The sequence below is a fragment of the Streptomyces sp. NPDC048269 genome, from assembly GCF_040652395.1.
Classification (GTDB): Bacteria; Actinomycetota; Actinomycetes; order Streptomycetales; family Streptomycetaceae; genus Streptomyces.
This window is the reverse complement of the sequence record NZ_JBEZLW010000031.1, coordinates 65429-82238: the sequence shown is the minus strand read 5'-3', so window position 1 is coordinate 82238 and position 16810 is coordinate 65429. Positions and strand designations below refer to the sequence as shown.

The following is a 16810-nucleotide window of genomic DNA, read 5'->3' as shown; positions in this document are numbered from 1 at the left end:
AGCTCACCGTCGGCGTTCCACCGCACCAGGTCACCGGTGCGGTACATCCGGCTGCCGTCCGGCCCGTACGGATCCGCCACGAAGCGCTCGGCGGTCAGACCCGGTCGGCCCCAGTAGCCGCGGACCACACCCGCGCCCGCCAGGTACAGCTCACCGGCCACCCCCGCCGGTACCGGCCGCAGGGCGCTGTCGAGCACGTAGGCGCGCATGCCGTCCAGAGGCTTCCCGACGGGCAGGGTGGTGGCGATCTCCGCGCCGGGCTCGACACGGTGGGTGGTGGCGTAGGCGGTCGTCTCGGTCGGTCCGTACACGTCGACGACGGTGATCCTCGGGCACGCCGACCGGATGCGCCGGGCGGCCTCTGCGGGAACCACGTCGCCGCCGGACCAGACCTCCTGCACGCCGGCCAGGCAGCCGGGGTCCTCGTCCGCGACCAGCCGGAACAGCGCGGCAGTCAGGAAGACAGAGGTGAGGCCGTGCAGGGTCACCAGCTCGCGCAGCCGCTCGGCATCGATCTCGACGGGCGGGGCCACGACGACGACGCCGCCGCCCAGCAGCGGCACCCACAGTTCGTAGGTGGAGGCGTCGAAGGCAACGGGTGAGTGCAGCAGTACCCGCTCGTGGCCGCGGACGAACCGGCCGTCCTCGGCGAGCGCCACGATGTCGCGGTGGGTGACCGCGACGCCCTTGGGCCGGCCGGTGGAACCGGAGGTGAACATGATGTACGCCACCTGCGCGGGATGCACCGACACCTCGGGACTGGTGTCCGGGGTGGTGTCGTCGGCCAGGGCCGCCGCGGTCTCCAGCACCCGCGCCCCGTGCCGGAAGCCGCCCGCCTCCTCCGCGGAGTCGGCCAGCAGGAGCACCGCTCCGGTGTCCGCGATGATGTGCTCCATCCGGGAGGCCGGGAAGCGCCGGTCCAGCGGAACGTAGGCGGCGCCGGCCTTGAGCACTGCGAGGAGTGCTACGACGAGGTCGGGCGAGCGGTCCATGAGCAGTGCGACGCGGTCCTCGGGGCGTACCCCTTCGGCGATCAGCCGATGGGCGAGGCGGTTGGCACGGGCGTCGAGCTCCTGATGGGTGAGGGTGCCGTCGTCACAGACGAGCGCCGGCGCGGTGGGGAACCACCGGACCTGCTGGGCCAGGACATCGGGGACGGAATGCTTCGAAGGGCTCCGGTCCCCGGTCTCGTTCCACTCGCCGAGGATCTGCTGCCGCTCGCCGGCCGAGAGCGTGTCGAGGCGGCCGACGGGCTCGGTGTACCGGTCCACGGCCGACGCCAGCACCCGGACCACCCGGTCCAGCAGGGCGTCGGCGGTGGCGCGGTCGTACAGGTCGGTGCGGTAGTCCAGGCGGAGCTGTAGGCGCGCGCCGGGCACGGCGGTGAGGATCAGCGGGTAGTGGGTGGCGTCACGTCCGTCGATCCCGGACACGTTCAGGCCGCCGGGCAGTTCGAGGACGTCGGCGTCGAGCGGGTAGTTCTCGAAGACGACCAAGGTGTCGAAGAGCTCACCGAGGCCGCTGAGCTGCTGCAGATCGGTGAGGCCGAGGTACTGGTGCGGCATCAGCCCGGCCTGCTGCTCCTGGAGACGGCCGAGGAGGCCTCCGACTGGCTCGGCCGGATCCAGCTGCACCCGCACCGGAAGGGTGTTGATGAACAGGCCGACCATCGACTCGACGCCCGGCAGATCGGCGGGGCGGCCCGAGACGGTTCCGCCGAACACCACGTCGTCGCGGCCGGTGAGTTGGCCGAGTACGACAGCCCAGGCGGCCTGGAAGAACGTGTTCAAGGTGAAGCCGCCGGCCCGGGCGTGCTCGGTGAGCCGCGCGGTGAGGCCCTCGGGGAGTTCCACGGCGATGCGCTCGGGAACACCGGAGCCGGCCGTCGCCGCGGGGTGTACCAGGGTGGGCTCGTCGAGTCCGTGCAGGACCTGCTTCCATGCCTCTTCGGCCGCGACCCGATCCTGGCGGGCGAGCCAGGCGAGGTAGTCGCGGTACGGCGTGACCCGGGGCAGGGTCGCCGCCTCGCCGCCGTGGGCGTAAAGGGCGAAGAGTTCCCGGACCAGCACGGGCATGGACCAGCCGTCCAGCAGGATGTGGTGGTTGGTCAGCACGAGCACGTGGCGTTCCGGCGCGAGCGTGATCAGGGCGAACCTGATCAGCGGGGGGCGCCGCAGGTCGAACCGCCGGGCAAGGTCGTCGGCAAGCCAGTTCCTCAGGGCGTCTTGCTGATCGTCTCCGGCGAAACCGCTGAGGTCGGCCTCGTGCCAGGGCAGGGCCACCTCGTGGGGGATCACCTGGACCGGGGTGTCGACCTTCTCGTACAGGAAGCCGGCCCGCAGATTGGAGTGCCGGCGCAGCAGAGTGGCGGCGGCCGCCCGCATGGCCTCGGACTTCAGCGGCCCCTCGATGGTGAAGGCCAGTTGCACGGTGTAAACGTCGGATGCCTTCTCGTCGTACACCGCGTGGAACAGCAGTCCCTGCTGCAGCGGCGACAAGGGAAGGATGTCCTCCAGGCCGGTCCGTGTCACTTCAGCATCCCCCACTCTGCTTCGATCAGATTGATGTCGTTCTGGTCGAGTCCGACCAGAGGAAGGTCCGAGGGCGTCCAGCCGCCGGCCTCCGGTGTCGTGGCGTGCTCGACGAGGGCGCGCAGTGCGCGGAACCAGGCGTCGGCCAGCCCTTCCACCTCATGCGTGGTGAGCGGTCCCGCGGGCCACGACCAGTCGGCGACCAGGCGCGGCCCGTCGGCGTGGTCCTGCGTGACCGCGTTCAGTTCCAGTAGGTGTTCGAGCGGCATGCCGGGGTCCCGGCCGTCGCCGAGGTCCGCGTCGGAGCGCACCGTCCAGTCCGCGACGCGGCCGTCCGCGTCGGCTGCCTCGAAGCGGCCCAGGTAGTTGAAGCCGATCTGCGGGGTGGGCAGGGCGGCCAGTACCGGACGGGTGTCGGGGTTGAGGTGGCGCAGCAGGCCGAATCCGATGCCGTTGTCGGGCAGAGCCCGCAACTGCTCCTTGATCGCCTTCAGCGCCCGGCCCGCGGCCGGACCACCCGCCCACACCTCGTCCCACTCGCTCTCGCCGACACCGGGATCGAGCCGCACCGGATAGAGGCTGGTGAACCAGCCCACCGTGCGCGAAAGGTCAACCCCTTCGACGATCTCCTCGCGTCCGTGCCCCTCCAGGTCCACCAGCGTGCCCCCGGAAACCGCACGACCCCGCTCGCGCCGCCACGCCGCCACGGCCAGCGCGAAAGCAGTCAGCAGAACCTCGTCGACCCGGGCGTGGAACGCGTCCGGCACACGGGTCAGCAACGGCCCGGTGGTCTCGGCCGGCAGAGTGAGCGACAGGTGCTCGACGGTGCCGGCCGCGTCCTGCCCGGGGTCGAGGGGGCGCGAGCCGAGCAGCGGGTCGGGGCCTTCGAGGACCCGGGTCCACACCGGGAGTTCGGCGGCGCGGGCCGGGGTACGGGCCTCCTCACCGAGCAGCCGGGCCCAGCGTCTGAAGGAGGTGCCGACCGGCTCCCAGCGGGGTGCGTGACCGTCCGAGACCGCCGCGTAGGCCGTGGCGAGGTCGGGCAGCAAGATCCGCCACGAGATGCCGTCGACGACCAGGTGGTGCACGCAGAGCAGCAGCCGGCCGGGGCGGCCTTCGCCTCCGTCGAACCAAACGGCCTGGACCATCCGTCCGGCCTCCGGATCGAGCCTGCGCTGCGCGGCACGTGCCACGTCCGCGATGTCGGCCGTGTCTCCCACGACCCTGCGCAGCACCTGCTCGGCCCCTACGGCTCCGGGCTCCGGGACGGTCAGCGCCCCGTCGGCACCGTCCGCCGCGAGCCGCGCCCGCAACAGGTCGTGCCGGTCCAGGAGCAACTCCAGGGTGCGGGCCAGCCGGTCGCCGGTGCAGCCGGCCGGCGTGGTGACCAGCATCGACTGGTTGAACCCGGCGGTGCGTCCGCCCAGTTCGCGGAGCCAGGACACGATCGGGGTGAGCGGCACCGGGCCGATGCCGGCTCCGGCGTCCTCGGCCGGTGCGTCGGCCGGTGCGCCCGCCACCTCGGCGAGCCCGGCCGGGGTCCGGTGCTGGAAGACGTCGCGGGGGGTGAACAGCAGGCCGGCCGAGCGGGCCCGGCTGACCAGCTGGATGGAGATGATGCTGTCGCCACCGAGCGAGAAGAAGCTGTCCTCGGCGCCGACCCGGTCCAGACCGAGCAGTTCGGCGAAGAGCCCGCACAGGATCTCCTCGCGGGCGGTACGCGGGAGCCGGGTGCCTGTCGCGGCCGTGAAGTCCGGGGCGGGCAATGCCTTCCGGTCCAGCTTGCCGTGGGGTGTCACCGGCAGTCGGGACAGCTCCACGAAGGCGGCCGGGACCATGTACTCGGGCAGCGTGGCGGCGGCGGCCGAGCGCAGCGCCTCGGTGTCCAGGGCCGGCTGCCCGTTCTCCGCGGGGGTGCCGGCCGGGACGACGTAGGCCACCAGCCGCTTGGTGCCGGCGCCGTCCTCGCGGGCCGTTACGGCGGCCTCCGCGACGGAGGGATCGGCGCGCAGCACGTTCTCGATCTCACCGAGTTCGATGCGGAAGCCACGGACCTTCACCTGGTCGTCGGCGCGGCCGAGGTAGCGCAGTTCGCCGTCCCGGGTCCAGCTCACGAGGTCACCGGTGCGGTACATCCGCGTACCGGGCCCGCCCCAGGGGCAGGCGACGAAGTGTGCAGCGGTCAGCCCCGGCCGGTCCAGGTAGCCTCGGGCGAGGCCCTCTCCGGCGAGGTACAGCTCGCCCGGCACGCCGGGCGGTACGGGCCTCAGTCCGGCGTCCAGGACGTGAACGCGGGTGTTGGGCACCGGAGTGCCGAGCGTGGGGGTGCCGGAGCCTGCTGTCAGCGGTGCACCCATCGTGGCGGCGACGGTGGACTCGGTGGGTCCGTAGGCGTTGACCATGCGACGGCCGGGTGCCCAACGGTCGACGAGCGCGGCGGAGGTCGCATCGCCGCCGACGACCAGCGAGCGCAGGTCGGGGAACGTGCCGTCGGGCACGCTGGCCAGCGCGGCAGGCGGGATCAGCGCGTGCGTCACCCGCTCCCGGTGCAGGACGTCGGCGAGCACCTCGCCGGCCAGGGGGCCGGGCGGGGGAACGACCAGGGTGGCTCCGGCCGCGTAGGTCATCACCAGCTCCAGGACGGACGCGTCGAAGCTGGGCGAGGCGAACTGCAGCACCCGGCTGTCGGCGTCCACCGCGAACCGGTCGACCTCCGCGCGGGCGAAGCCGGCCAGCCCCCGGTGGGTGACCACGACGCCCTTGGGGCGGCCGGTCGAGCCCGAGGTGTAGATGACGTAGGCGGGATGGCCCGGCGCCGGCCGCACCTGCGGTGCGGTGGCGGGTAGTCCGCTCACCACGGCCTCGTCGATCAGCAGGGCCTCGACGCCCTCCGGGAGGGCGGCCGCGGTCTCGCTGTTCGCCAGGACGAGCGCGGGGCGGGCGTCGTCGAGGACGTAGGCGATGCGGTCGGCCGGGTAGTCCGGATCGACCGGCAGGTAGGCGGCGCCGGCCTTGAGCACGGCGAGCTGTGCGACCACGATCTCCACCGAGCGGGGCAGCAGCAGCGCCACCACACGCTCGGGACCGATGCCGTGCGCGGCCAGCAGGTGGGACAGCCGGTTGGCGCGGACGTCGAGTTCGGCGTACGTCAGCCGGGTGTCCCCGCAGACGACCGCCGGGCGGTCGGGAGTTCGGCCGGCACGGTCCTCGAACAGGCCGTGGAAGGTGACCGGCTCGATGTCCTCGACCGTGCCGTTCCACTCCCGGAGGACCAGCTCGCGTTCCCGGTCCGAGAGGATGTCCACGTCACGGACGGGCACGTCGGGGGCGTCGGCAACCGCGTCCAGCATCCGCACCAGGCGCTCGGCGAGGCTCCGCGCGGTGTCCCGGTCGAAGAGGTCGCGGGAGTACTCGAGGCTGCCTTCGATGACGGCGGGCGCCCCGGCCGTGTCGTAGGTCTCCGCAAGGGCGAAGGACAGGTCGAACTTGGCCGTGTCCAGCCGGACCGGCTGCCGGCTCACCTCGACGCCCGGCAGGTCGAGTGCGGACGTCGGGATGTTCCGCAGCTGGAGCGAGACCTGGAAGAGGGGATGGCGGGCCAGCGATCGTTCCGGGCTGAGCACCTCCACCAGACGCTCGAACGGCACGTCCTGGTGGGCGTAGGCGGCGAGATCCGTCTCCCGGACTCGGGCGAGGAGCTCCCGGAACGTGGGGTCACCGGAGACGTCGGTGCGCAGCACGAGCGTGTTGACGAAGAAGCCGACCAGGTCGTCCAGGGCTTCGTCGGTACGTCCGGCGACCGGGGAGCCGAGGGGGATGTCGGTGCCGCCGCCGAGGCGGGACAACAGTCCCGCCAGAGCCGACTGGACCACCATGAACAGGCTGGTGCCGGTGGTGCGGGCGAGTTCGGCGAGCCGGGCGTGCAGGTCGGCGGGGACGGTGAAGTCGAGGGTGTCGCCCCGGTGGCTCATCTCCGCGGGCCGCGGCCGGTCGACCGGCAGCGGAACTTCCTCGGGCAGGCCGGCGAGTTGGGTACGCCAGTAGTCGATCTGGCGGGCGATCTCGCTGTCCGGGTCGGCCTCGTCGCCGAGGACCTCGTGCTGCCAGAGGGTGAAGTCCGGGTACTGGACGGCGGGCGGCGTCCACGCCGGGGACTCGCCGCGGACCCGGGCCGCATACGCCTCGCCCAGGTCGCGGGCGAGCGGCGCCATGGACCAGCCGTCAGCGGCGATGTGGTGCACGACCACCAGCAGGGCGTGGTCCTCGGGGGTGATCCGCAGGAGCCGGGCCCGCACGGGGAGGTCGGCGGCCACGTCGAAGCCCTCGGCGGCGGCCCGTGCCAGGGCTTCGTCGAGCCCGTCCCCGGTGACGTCTTCGATGCGCAGGTCGGGCCGGGCCGCCGGGTCGTCGGCGGCGAGGACGAGTTGGCGGGGGTGCCCCTCGTCATCGGGGAACAGGGTACGAAGGCTCTCGTGGCGGGCGGTGACGTCGGCGAGGGCCGCCCGTAGTGCGTCGGTGTCGAGCACGCCGCGCAGCCGCAGCGAGAGGCCCAGGTTGTAGGTGCCGCCGGGCCCCTCGAAGTGGCTGAGGAACCACAGGCGTCGCTGAGCGAAGGAGAGCGGGATACGAGCCGGCCGGGGACGCCGGGTGAGCGGGGCGCGCGCCCCGGCGTCCGTCGTGAGGGCCGTCGCGAGCGTCGCGACCGTCGGGGTCTCGAACAGCGCACGCACGGAGAGTTCGGCGCCGAGGACCGTACGTACCCGGCTGATCAGCCGGGTGGCCAGCAGGGAGTGGCCGCCCAGGTCGAAGAAGCTGTCGTCGACGGACACGGCGGGTACGTTCAGCACTTCGGCGAACAGCCCGCACAGCACGGTCTCCTGCCGGGTGCGGGGCGCCCTTCCCTGGCTCAGCGAGCGGAAGTCGGGAGCGGGCAGGGCCTTGCGGTCGAGTTTGCCGTTGGGGGTGACCGGGAGGGCCTCGATGGTGAGGACGGCGGAGGGCACCATGTAGTCGGGCAGCGCCTCGGCGACGTGGGTACGCAGGGTTGCGGGGTCGGGAGCGCCGGCGACGCCGCCCGCCGGGACGACGTAGGCGACGAGCCGTTTGTCGCCGGGGCGGTCCTCGCGGACGACGACTGCGACCTGGCCGACCCCCTCGTGGCGGGCCATGACGGCCTCGACCTCACCGAGTTCGATGCGGAAGCCGCGGATCTTCACCTGGTCGTCGGCGCGGCCCAGGTACTGGAGTTCGCCGTCGCCGGTCCAGCGCACCAGGTCACCGGTCCGGTACATGCGGGTGCCGGCGGGCCCATAGGGGTCGGCGACGAAGCGCTCGGCGGTCAGAGCGGGACGGCCCAGATAGCCGTGGGCCAGCCCCGCTCCGGCCAGGCACAGTTCGCCCGGCACGCCGGGCGCCACCGGGCGCAGCGCACCATCGAGGACGTAGACACGCGTGTTGGCGATGGGACGGCCGATGGGCGGGGCGGTGCGGGACGGAGCGAGCGGGCCGCTCATGGTGGCGTACACGGTGGACTCGGTCGGCCCGTAGGCGTTGACCATGGTACGCCCGGGGGCCCAGCGGGCCACGAGTTCCGCGGAGCACGCCTCGCCGCCGGTGACCAGGGTGAAGTCGGCCGGAAGTTCGGCGTCGCCCATCGCCGCCAGTACGACCGGCGGCAGCAGGGCGTGGTTGACCCCCTGTTCGGCGAGCAGCTCGGCGAGCGGTGCACCGGCAGCGAGCCTCTCCGGGGCGGCCAGCACCAGCGTGGAACCGGACAGGAGGGTGGTGAGGACCTCCAGCATCGAGGCGTCGAAGCTGGGCGAGGCGAACTGCAGCACCCGGCGCTCGGGGCCGGTGCCGAACCGTGCCGCGTGGTCGGCGACCATGGCGGCGACGCCGGCGTGCGGAACGACGACGCCCTTGGGACGGCCGGTGGAGCCCGAGGTGTAGATGACGTAGGCGGCGTCGGCGGTGGTGAGACCGGCGTCGCCCGGGTCGCCTTCGGCGGGCAGGGGGGTGCGGTCGAGCAGCAGACGGGGCGGACCGTCCGCGGGGAGCGCCGCGCAGCCCTCGGTGTCGGTGAGGACGAGCGCGGGCCGTGCGTCGTCGAGGACGGCGGCGATACGGGCCGCCGGGTAGCCGGGGTCCACGGGAAGGTGGGCCGCGCCGGCCCGCATGACGCCGAGGAGTGCGACCACCTGGTCGGCGGAGCGGGAGAGCGCCACGGCAACGTACCGGCCGCGGCCGATCCCCCGTTCCCGCAGCAGCCGCGCCAGCCGGGAAACCCTGCTGTCCAGTTCGGAGTAGGTGAGGGTGCCGGCCGGATGGACGAGGGCCGTCGCCCCAGGGATACGGGCCGCCTGGCGGCCGAGGAGGACGGGCACCGTGTCGCATGCGAAGGGCCGCGCGGAGTCGTTCCACCGGTCGAGGATCCGGTGCGTCTCCTCGGGTGCGAGAACGTCGACCTGGGAGACGCGGAGGCCGGGTTCCGAGGTGACGGCGGCGAGAACGCGGGCCAGGCGGCTGCCGAAGGCCCGGACGGTGTCCTCGTCGTACAGGTCACGGGCGTATTCGATGGTGCCGTCCAGGCCGGCCGGGGCGCCGTTCTCGGCGAAGCGCTCGGCCAGCCGGAACGACAGGTCGAACTTGGCGGTACCGGAGTCGAAGGGCGCGGCCGTCGCGGTGAGACCGGGCAGTTCCAGCACGGGTGCGGCGTTGTCGTCGAGCGCGAGGGTGATCTGTACGAGGGGATGCCGAGCGAGGGAACGGACCGGGTTGAGGATCTCGACCAGCCGCTCGAAGGGAAGGTCCTGGTTGCCGTAGGCGGCGAGGTCCGTCTCCCGGACACGGGCGAGGAGCTCCCGGAACGTGGGGTCACCCGAGACGTCGGTGCGCAGCACGAGCGTGTTGACGAAGAAACCGACCAGGTCTTCCAGGGCTTCGTCGGTACGTCCGGCGACGACGGTGCCCACCGGGATGTCGTCACCCGCGCCGAGCCGGCTGAGCAGCAGGGCGAGCGCGGCCTGAGCGGCCATGAAGAGACTGCCGCCGGTCTCGGCGGCGAGGGCGGCGAGGCGTCCGTGGACGGCGGAGTCGACGGAGAACGTCACCCGGCCTCCGGCGTGGCCGGCGGCGCCGGGACGGGGCCGGTCGGTGGGCAGGGCGAGTTCCTCGGGCAGGCCCGCGAGGGTCTCCTTCCAGTAGGCCGTCTGCCGGGCGAGGACGCCGGCCGGGTCGTTCTCGTCGCCGAGCAGGTCCTCCTGCCACAGCGTGTAGTCGGCGTACTGGACCGGCAGCGCCGGGTACTGCGGGGCGGCGCCGCGCAGGCGGGCGGCGTAGGCCTGGCTGAGGTCGCGGGTGAAGGGGGCCACCGACCAGCCGTCGCCCGCGATGTGGTGCACGACGAGCAGCAGGACGTGCCGCTCGGCGTCGCGGGTGAACAGGTGGGCGCGCACGGGGATCTCGGTGGCGAGGTCGAAGCCGCGGGCGGCGGCGCCGGCGAGCTGCTGCTCGAGGTCGGCTGCGTCGGCGGCTTCGGTGACCAGGAGTTCGGGGCGGGCGTCGGCGGCGTCGAGGACGTGCTGGTGGGGGGCGCCGTCCGCGACGGGGAAGACGGTCCGCAGGCTCTCGTGGCGCCCGGCGACGTCGGCGAGCGCGGCGCGCAGGGCGGCCTCGTCCACACGGCCGGTCAGCTCGACGGTGAGGCCGTCGTTGTAGGCGGCCCGCCCACTGCCGTTCTCCATCTGGTTGAGGAACCACAGGCGGTTCTGGGCGGCGGACAGCGGCAGCCGCTCGGGACGCGGGCGCACGGTCAGGGCCTGGCGGGCGGCGGTGCCGGCGGCGAGGCCCAGGGCGTCGGCGAGGGTGGCGACGGTGGCGTTCTCGAAGACCGTGCGCAGGGTGAGTTCGGCGCCCAGCTCCTTGCGGATGCGCCCCACCAGGCGGGTCACCTGGAGGGAGCTGCCGCCGAGCAGGAAGAAGTTCTCGTCGACGGAGACGACCTGTTCGCCGAGCACCTCGGTGAACAGCCGGCACAGGCTCTCCTCCGCGGCGGTGCGCGGAGCGCGGGAGGCGGCCGGGGCGGCGGGCTCCTGGGCGACGGCCGGGTCGGTGGCGGCGCGGGTGGCGGCGGTACGGGCGTGCTCGGGCAGGCCGGAGGTGTCCAGGTCGATGGAGTCGACGGTCTCGTGGAGCCCGGTCCTGCCCAGGCGGTGCAGGAAGTCGAGGAAGGTGAGCTGGTAGGCGCGCAGGTCCTGGTCGGCGTACAGGTCGGGGTTGGCGTCGAAGTCGATCTGGAGGCCGGAGGAGGTGCCGCGGTCGTAGACGATGAAGGAGATGTCGTCGGCGGGGCCGATGGACAGGTTGTGGGGGCGCGCGGTGTGGCCGGCGAACCGCAGGTCGTAGTCGAACATCATGATGTTGACGTGCGGGCCGACCAGGCGACGGTCGTCCACGAGCATGCCGAGGTCGCGGCGCAGGTCCTCGAACTGGTAGCGCTGATGCTTCATCGCGGCGCGCATCTCGGCCGAGACCTGCTTCAGCAGTTCCTCGACGGTGGTGCCGGGCTCGATGGCGACGCGCAGCGGCAGGACGTTGGAGACCATGCCGGGGACGCTGCGGGCGTTCTTGCCGAGGCGGGTGGAGACGGGCAGGCCCAGGACGACCTCGGGGGCGCCGGTGAGGCGCTGGAGCCACAGGGCAATGGCGGCGATCAGCGCGGGCGGCCAGGTGACGGCGGCGTCGGAGGCGAGGTTGCGCAGCAGCTCGGTCTCGGTACGGCCCAGGTGAGCGGTGCGGCGGGCCAGGGAGCGGGCCAGGTGCGGCTGCTCGCCGGAGAGGCTGATGGGCTCGGGGCACTCCTTGAGCCGGTCGATCCAGTAGGCGCGGTCGGTGCCGAGGCGGTCGGAGTCGCGGTAGGCGGCCTTCTCGTCGAGGAGCCGGGCGAGGGGGGCGAAGGGAGTGGCGGGTACGGGCTCGCCGACGACCAGCGCGGAGTACACCGCGGCGGTGCGCTGGGCGACCATGTTGACGGTGAAGCCGTCGACCAGCAGGTGGTGGTAGCGGTGCAGCCACAGGTGGCGGCCCTCGGCGATCTTGAAGAGCGCGAAGAGGAACAGCTGGTCGTGCTCGGTGTCCAGGGGGCGGGCAAAGTCCTCGGCCATCCATGCGCGGGCCGCCGCCCTCGGGTTGGGGGCGTCGCTGACGTCCACGACGTGCAGGGACCAGTCGAGGTCGGCCGCGGGCACGATGCGGGCGACGGGGCCGCTGTCGCCCTCGTGGAAGCGCAGGCGCAGCGTCTCGGCCTCGGCCACGACCTGGCGCAGGGCCTGCTGGAGGAACAGGGCGTCCACCGGTCCGTCGATTTCCAGAAATTCGCCGGTGTTGAAGATCGTGTTCTGCGGATTCAGCTGCTGCGCGTACCAGACACCCGACTGGGCGGCGGTCAGCGGCAGCAGGACACCCCGAACATCGGTCACAGCCACTCACCCTCAATTGCGTTGACGGAAATCACGGATCAGAGACCCTGTCTAACAGCGGGCTTTCGACCAGGACAACGGCGGCTGCAGAAAGCTGCCACGCCCTGGGGAGACGTCAGTCGCGTGCTGGCGTCGTCGCATGACGAAGACGATGGATGCGGAACGCACATCGTCGATCGCTACATGCCTGAATGCATTTCCGGGACCGGCACTGAATGGCAGTGGACGCCCCGCGTGACGAGGTGACGTGGGCGACCCGCGAGATGATCTGGCGGGAGGCTCCGGTGGCCCGCCGCCGCGGAGACCCGGATCCTGGCCGAGGACGAAACGACCCGGCGCAGCTTCGGAGGCACTGGAAAGCGATCCGGATTCCAAGCGGAATCGCCCGTCCCTTTCCTGTCCACCGTCACGCGCCGGGTCGACATGCCCGTCAAGCGATAGCGTCCCTACTTCTGGGCGTCCCGTACGAGTTCGATGAACCTGCCTGCCGTCGAGTTGCGGTAGAAATCCTGCGTGGTGACCTTCGGCAGGCCCTGGCCACGCATTTCCCGGAGCACCCGGATGACCAGCAGAGAATTTCCACCGAGCTCGAAGAAGTTGTCCTTCGGTGTGACGTTGCAATTCAGCGCATGCCCCCAGACCTTCAGGATCTGCTCGGTCAGCGGGTCCTGCTCCGGGTCGGTTCCCGCCTCCCGGGCCGGGCCGCCCGCCACGTCACGGTCGGCGGCGGCGGCGGCGGTCGGAGCCGCGGCGGGCGCGGGCAGCGCGGCCGTGTCCACCTTGCCGTTGATGGTCAGCGGGATGGCGGCCACCTCGGTCAGGGAGGCGGGGACCATGTAGGAGGGCAGCACCCCGCGGGCGTGGGCGAGGATGTCGGCGGTGGCCGCCGGGCCGCGCAGGGCGACGTAGGCGTCGATGCGGGCGGTCGCCGCGTCCCCCGGAGCGTCGTGGTTGAGGACGGTGGCGGCTCCGGCCACGTCGGGGTGGCTGAGCAGCACGTTGCGGATCTCGTCCAGCTCGATCCGGTGGCCGCGCACCTTTACCTGGCTGTCGAGTCGGCCGAGGTGGTCCAGGCTGCCGTCGGGGCGCAGCCGGCCGCGGTCGCCGCTGCGGTAGATCACGCCGCCGCCGTAGGGGTCCGTGACGAACCGCTGCGCGGTCAGCTCCGGTTGCCCCAGATACCGGTCGGCGACGCCGGCGCCGCCGACGCAGATCTCGCCCGCCGCACCGACCGGCAGCAGCCGGCCGCGCGGGTCGCGCACCGACAGGGTCCAGCCGGGCAGTGCGGGGCCCACCTTGCGGCCGGCGGCGAGGACATCGGCCGGGGTGACGGTGTGGGCGGTGACGTGCACGGTGGTCTCGGTGATGCCGAACATGTTCACCAGACGGCACGCGGTGTGGGAGTGCCGGGCGAACCAGGGGGCGAGCATCCGGACGTCGAGCGGCTCACCCCCGAAGACCACCAGGCGTACGGCGAGCGCCTCGGCGGAGGCGTGCCGGTCGGCCTCGACCACCTGGGCGAAGGCAGAGGGCGTCTGGTTGAGGACGGTGACGCCCTCGCGGACCAGCAGCGCGTGGAACAGCTCGGTGTCGCGGGTCGTCCAGTAGTCCACCACGACCAGGCGGCCGCCGGTCAGCAGGCAGCCCCAGATCTCCCAGACGGAGAAGTCGAAGGCGCTGGAGTGGAAGAGGGTCCACACGTCGTCGGCGCCGAGCCGGAAATCCTCGCGGGTCGCCTCGATCAGGGCGGCGACGTTGCGGTGCGGGACGACGACGCCCTTGGGGCGGCCGGTGGAGCCGGAGGTGTAGATGACGTACGCGGGTGCCGTGCCGTCCTCGGGCCGCGGGTCGGGCGACTGCTCGCCGGCCAGGGCGCGCAGCGAGTCCGGGGTGACCACGCGTACGCCGTCCAGCTCGGGGAAGCCCTCGCCGGTGCCGACGACCACGGTGGCGCCGGCGTTCTCGACGGTGTAGCGCAGCCGCTCGGCCGGGTAGCGCAGGTCCATCGGTACGTAGGCGCAGCCCGCCTTGAGCACGCCGAGCAGGGTGACCACGAGGTCGGCGTCGCGCTCCAGGGCGACCCCGACCATGGCGCCGGGGGCGAGGCCCAGGGCGCGCAGGCCGGCGGCGGTGCGCTCGGCGCGGGCGTCGAGTTCGGCGTAGCTGAGGCTGGTCCGGCCGGCGGTCAGGGCGATGGCGTCGGGGCGGGCGCGCACGACATCGGCGAAGAGGCCGTCGATGGTGCGGGCGGCTGCCTCGGGGCTGCCGGTGGCCGGGGTGACGCCGAGGGCCAGTACCTGCCGGGCCTCCTCGGCGGTGAGCAGCTCGACGGTCTCCAGCGGGCGCCCGGGCGCGGCCGCGAGCTGCGTGGCCACGTGGGCGACGTGAGCGGCGAACCGTTCGGCGACCGTCTCGTCGAGGTCGCCGAGGTCGTACCGGAGGACGCCCTGCGCGGTGCCGTCGGCGTGCCGGATCAGGTGCAGGACGCCGGGCAGCACGGGCGCGAGGTGCGGCAGACGGCGCAGGCCCGGCCGGAAGTCCTCCACGAGGAGGCCGATTCCGGCGAGGTTCAGCAGGCTGCCGTCGTACGCGGCCCAGCGGGCCGTGAAGGCGGCCGCGTCCTGGGACTCGTCCACGGGCTCGCCGGCGCCGTGGCGGGCGAGGACCAGGGAGGTGGCGGCGGCGAGCAGCGCCGGGTCGCCGGGCAGCGCCGGCAGGGCGGCCTCGGCGGTGTGCCCGGCCCGGGCCGGGTCCCCCAGGCCCCACTCCAGGACCGGCCGTCCGCCGACGGGGGGACCGGCAGGGGCGGGCGCGCAGGTGAGGGTGTCGGGGTCGAGGGCAAGGGTGCGGCGCGCGACGAGGACGAGGTCGGCGTCGCCGTCCCGGTAGCGCAGCAGGACGGCGCGCAGCGGCAGGCCGGCGGTGCGCAGCGGGCGTTCGGCCTCCCGGCGCACGCGTGCGGCGGCGGCCGGGTCGGTGGCGGCGTACGGCAGCCGCTCCTGCCACAGGCGCAGCTCCCCGGGGCCGTCGAAGGCGCCGGCCGCGCCGGAACGCAGGCGCTGTTCCAGTTCCCCTGCATCGACAGGGCCCGGCATCCGGACCACCAGGCTGTGGCAGGACGCGGCCTGACTTCTCGACATGGTCGGACTCCTGTACGTACGAAAGGGGAAGCGGGGTGTCAGCGGGCGCTGAAGCCACCGTCGACGGTGAGGGTGGTCCCGGTGACCTGGAGGGAGTCGTCCCCGGCCAGCCACAGGGCGGCGCCGGCGATGTCCTGCGGCTCGATGAGGGCGTTCATCGGCTGGGACTGGACGAATATCTCCTCGTGCTCGTCGACGGCGACTTCGAGCGAGCGGGCGATCTCGGCGAGCATCCTGCCCTCGTGCAGCGGGTCGTCGCGCACCGAGCCGGGGCACAGGGCGTTGACCCGGACCCGGAAGGGCGCGTAGTCGAGGGCGGCGGCCTTGGTCAGGCCGATCAGGCCGTGCTTGGCGGCGACGTAGCCGGCGAAGTGGCGGTAGCCGACGAGGCCGGCGGTGGAGGCGACGTTGATGACGCTGCCGGAGCGCTGTTCGACCATGGCGGGGACGAGGGCCTTCATCATGCGCCAGGCGCCGGTGAGGTCGATGCCGACCATCAGCTCCCACTCGTCCTCGGCGATCTCGTGGACGGCCTTGCCGGAGGGGGCGGCGATGCCGGCGTTGTTGAGCAGGACGTCGATGGTGCCGAAACGTTCCAGCGCCTGGTCGGCGACGGCCTCCACTCCGGCGGGGTCGCGGACGTCGGCGACGGCGGCGTGCACCGAGACACCGTGCGCCCGGCACAGCTGCGCGGTGTGCTCCAGCTGGCTCTGCGAGCCCAGCGGGTAGGGCACGCCGGCCACGTCGCCGGCGACGTCGACGAGCACCAGGTCCGCGCCCTCGGCGGCGAACCGGACCGCGCAGGAGCGGCCCAGGCCGCGTGCGGCGCCTGTGACGACGGCAGTGCGGCCGGTGAGGCGGGCGGTGGCGGTGGCCGCGGTCATGAGGCCGGGACCGTGGCGATCGCGTCGATCAGCGGCAGCGGCGACTCGGTGAGGTACATGTGTCCGCCGGCCGGCTCCACCAGGCGGAAGGTCCCGGTGGTGGCCTGCCGCCACTCCTCGGCCTCCGCACGGGTGACCAGGGCGTCCTCGGTTGCGCGCAGCGAGGTGATCGGGGTGCGCAGCGGCTCGTCGGAGGCGGGCCGGTAGCTCTCGTGCATCTCGACGTCGGCTCGCAGGATCGGCAGCAGCAGCTCACGCATGTCGGGGTCGGCCAGCGCGTCGTGTTCGTACCCGGCGAACTCCTGAACCCGGGCCAGGAAGGCCTCGTCGTCCAGGCCCGTCGCGCGCCGGGCGCGACCCGTCCAGGGGCCGGGGGAACCGCTCACGTACAGGTGGGTGAGCTCCACCGCCGGGTCCCGCTCCAGGCGCCGCGCGATCTCGAAGGCGAGGACGGCGCCCAGACTGTGCCCGAAGAGCGCCGTGGGCCGGCCCTCGGCGAGCTCGGCCAGGCGCGGAGCGAGGGCGTCGGCCGCAGCGATCGCGTCACGGAACGGCTCGTCGAGGAAGAGCTCCTCGCGGCCGGGCAGCTGGACCGGGACCACGCGTGGTGCGTCCGCGGGCAGGTCTTTCCAGGCGCGGTAGAAACCTGCGCCGCCCCCCGCGAACGGAAGGCACATCAGGGAGTGGGTCATCAGCGGCATCGCTTTCTGGGAAGCTGCGTGGGAGCCACGCTGTCATCGGGCCCGGACATGGACAACGGGCGTTGCAGATTGCTGCCA

General features: G+C 73.1%; 5 protein-coding genes. All 5 read right to left on the bottom strand.

Annotation, left to right across the window (positions count from 1 at the left end; translation table 11 throughout):
• On the bottom strand, nucleotides 1–2531 hold a 2531-nt coding region (locus tag AB0D48_RS27105; protein ID WP_362402193.1), incomplete at its 3' end, for an amino acid adenylation domain-containing protein.
• Complete coding sequence (locus AB0D48_RS27100) at nucleotides 2528–12007, bottom strand: amino acid adenylation domain-containing protein (RefSeq protein ID WP_362402191.1); 9480 nt, start codon at nucleotides 12005–12007, stop codon at nucleotides 2528–2530. The genes AB0D48_RS27100 and AB0D48_RS27105, both read right to left, overlap by 4 nt.
• Nucleotides 12008–12453: 446 nt before the next feature.
• Entirely contained in the window at nucleotides 12454–15147 is a 2694-nt protein-coding gene (locus AB0D48_RS27095) for an amino acid adenylation domain-containing protein (RefSeq protein WP_362402189.1), read from the bottom strand.
• A 38-nt stretch (nucleotides 15148–15185) separates the two neighbouring features.
• Nucleotides 15186–16031: a mycofactocin-coupled SDR family oxidoreductase gene (locus AB0D48_RS27090; protein ID WP_362402187.1), complete on the bottom strand. Its 846-nt coding sequence runs from the start codon at nucleotides 16029–16031 to the stop codon at nucleotides 15186–15188.
• A complete protein-coding gene (locus AB0D48_RS27085; RefSeq protein WP_362402185.1) occupies nucleotides 16028–16723 on the bottom strand; it encodes an alpha/beta fold hydrolase in 696 nt (231 codons plus the stop codon). The genes AB0D48_RS27090 and AB0D48_RS27085 overlap by 4 nt, the downstream gene beginning before the upstream one ends.
• Between the last annotated feature and the right edge of the window lie 87 nt (nucleotides 16724–16810).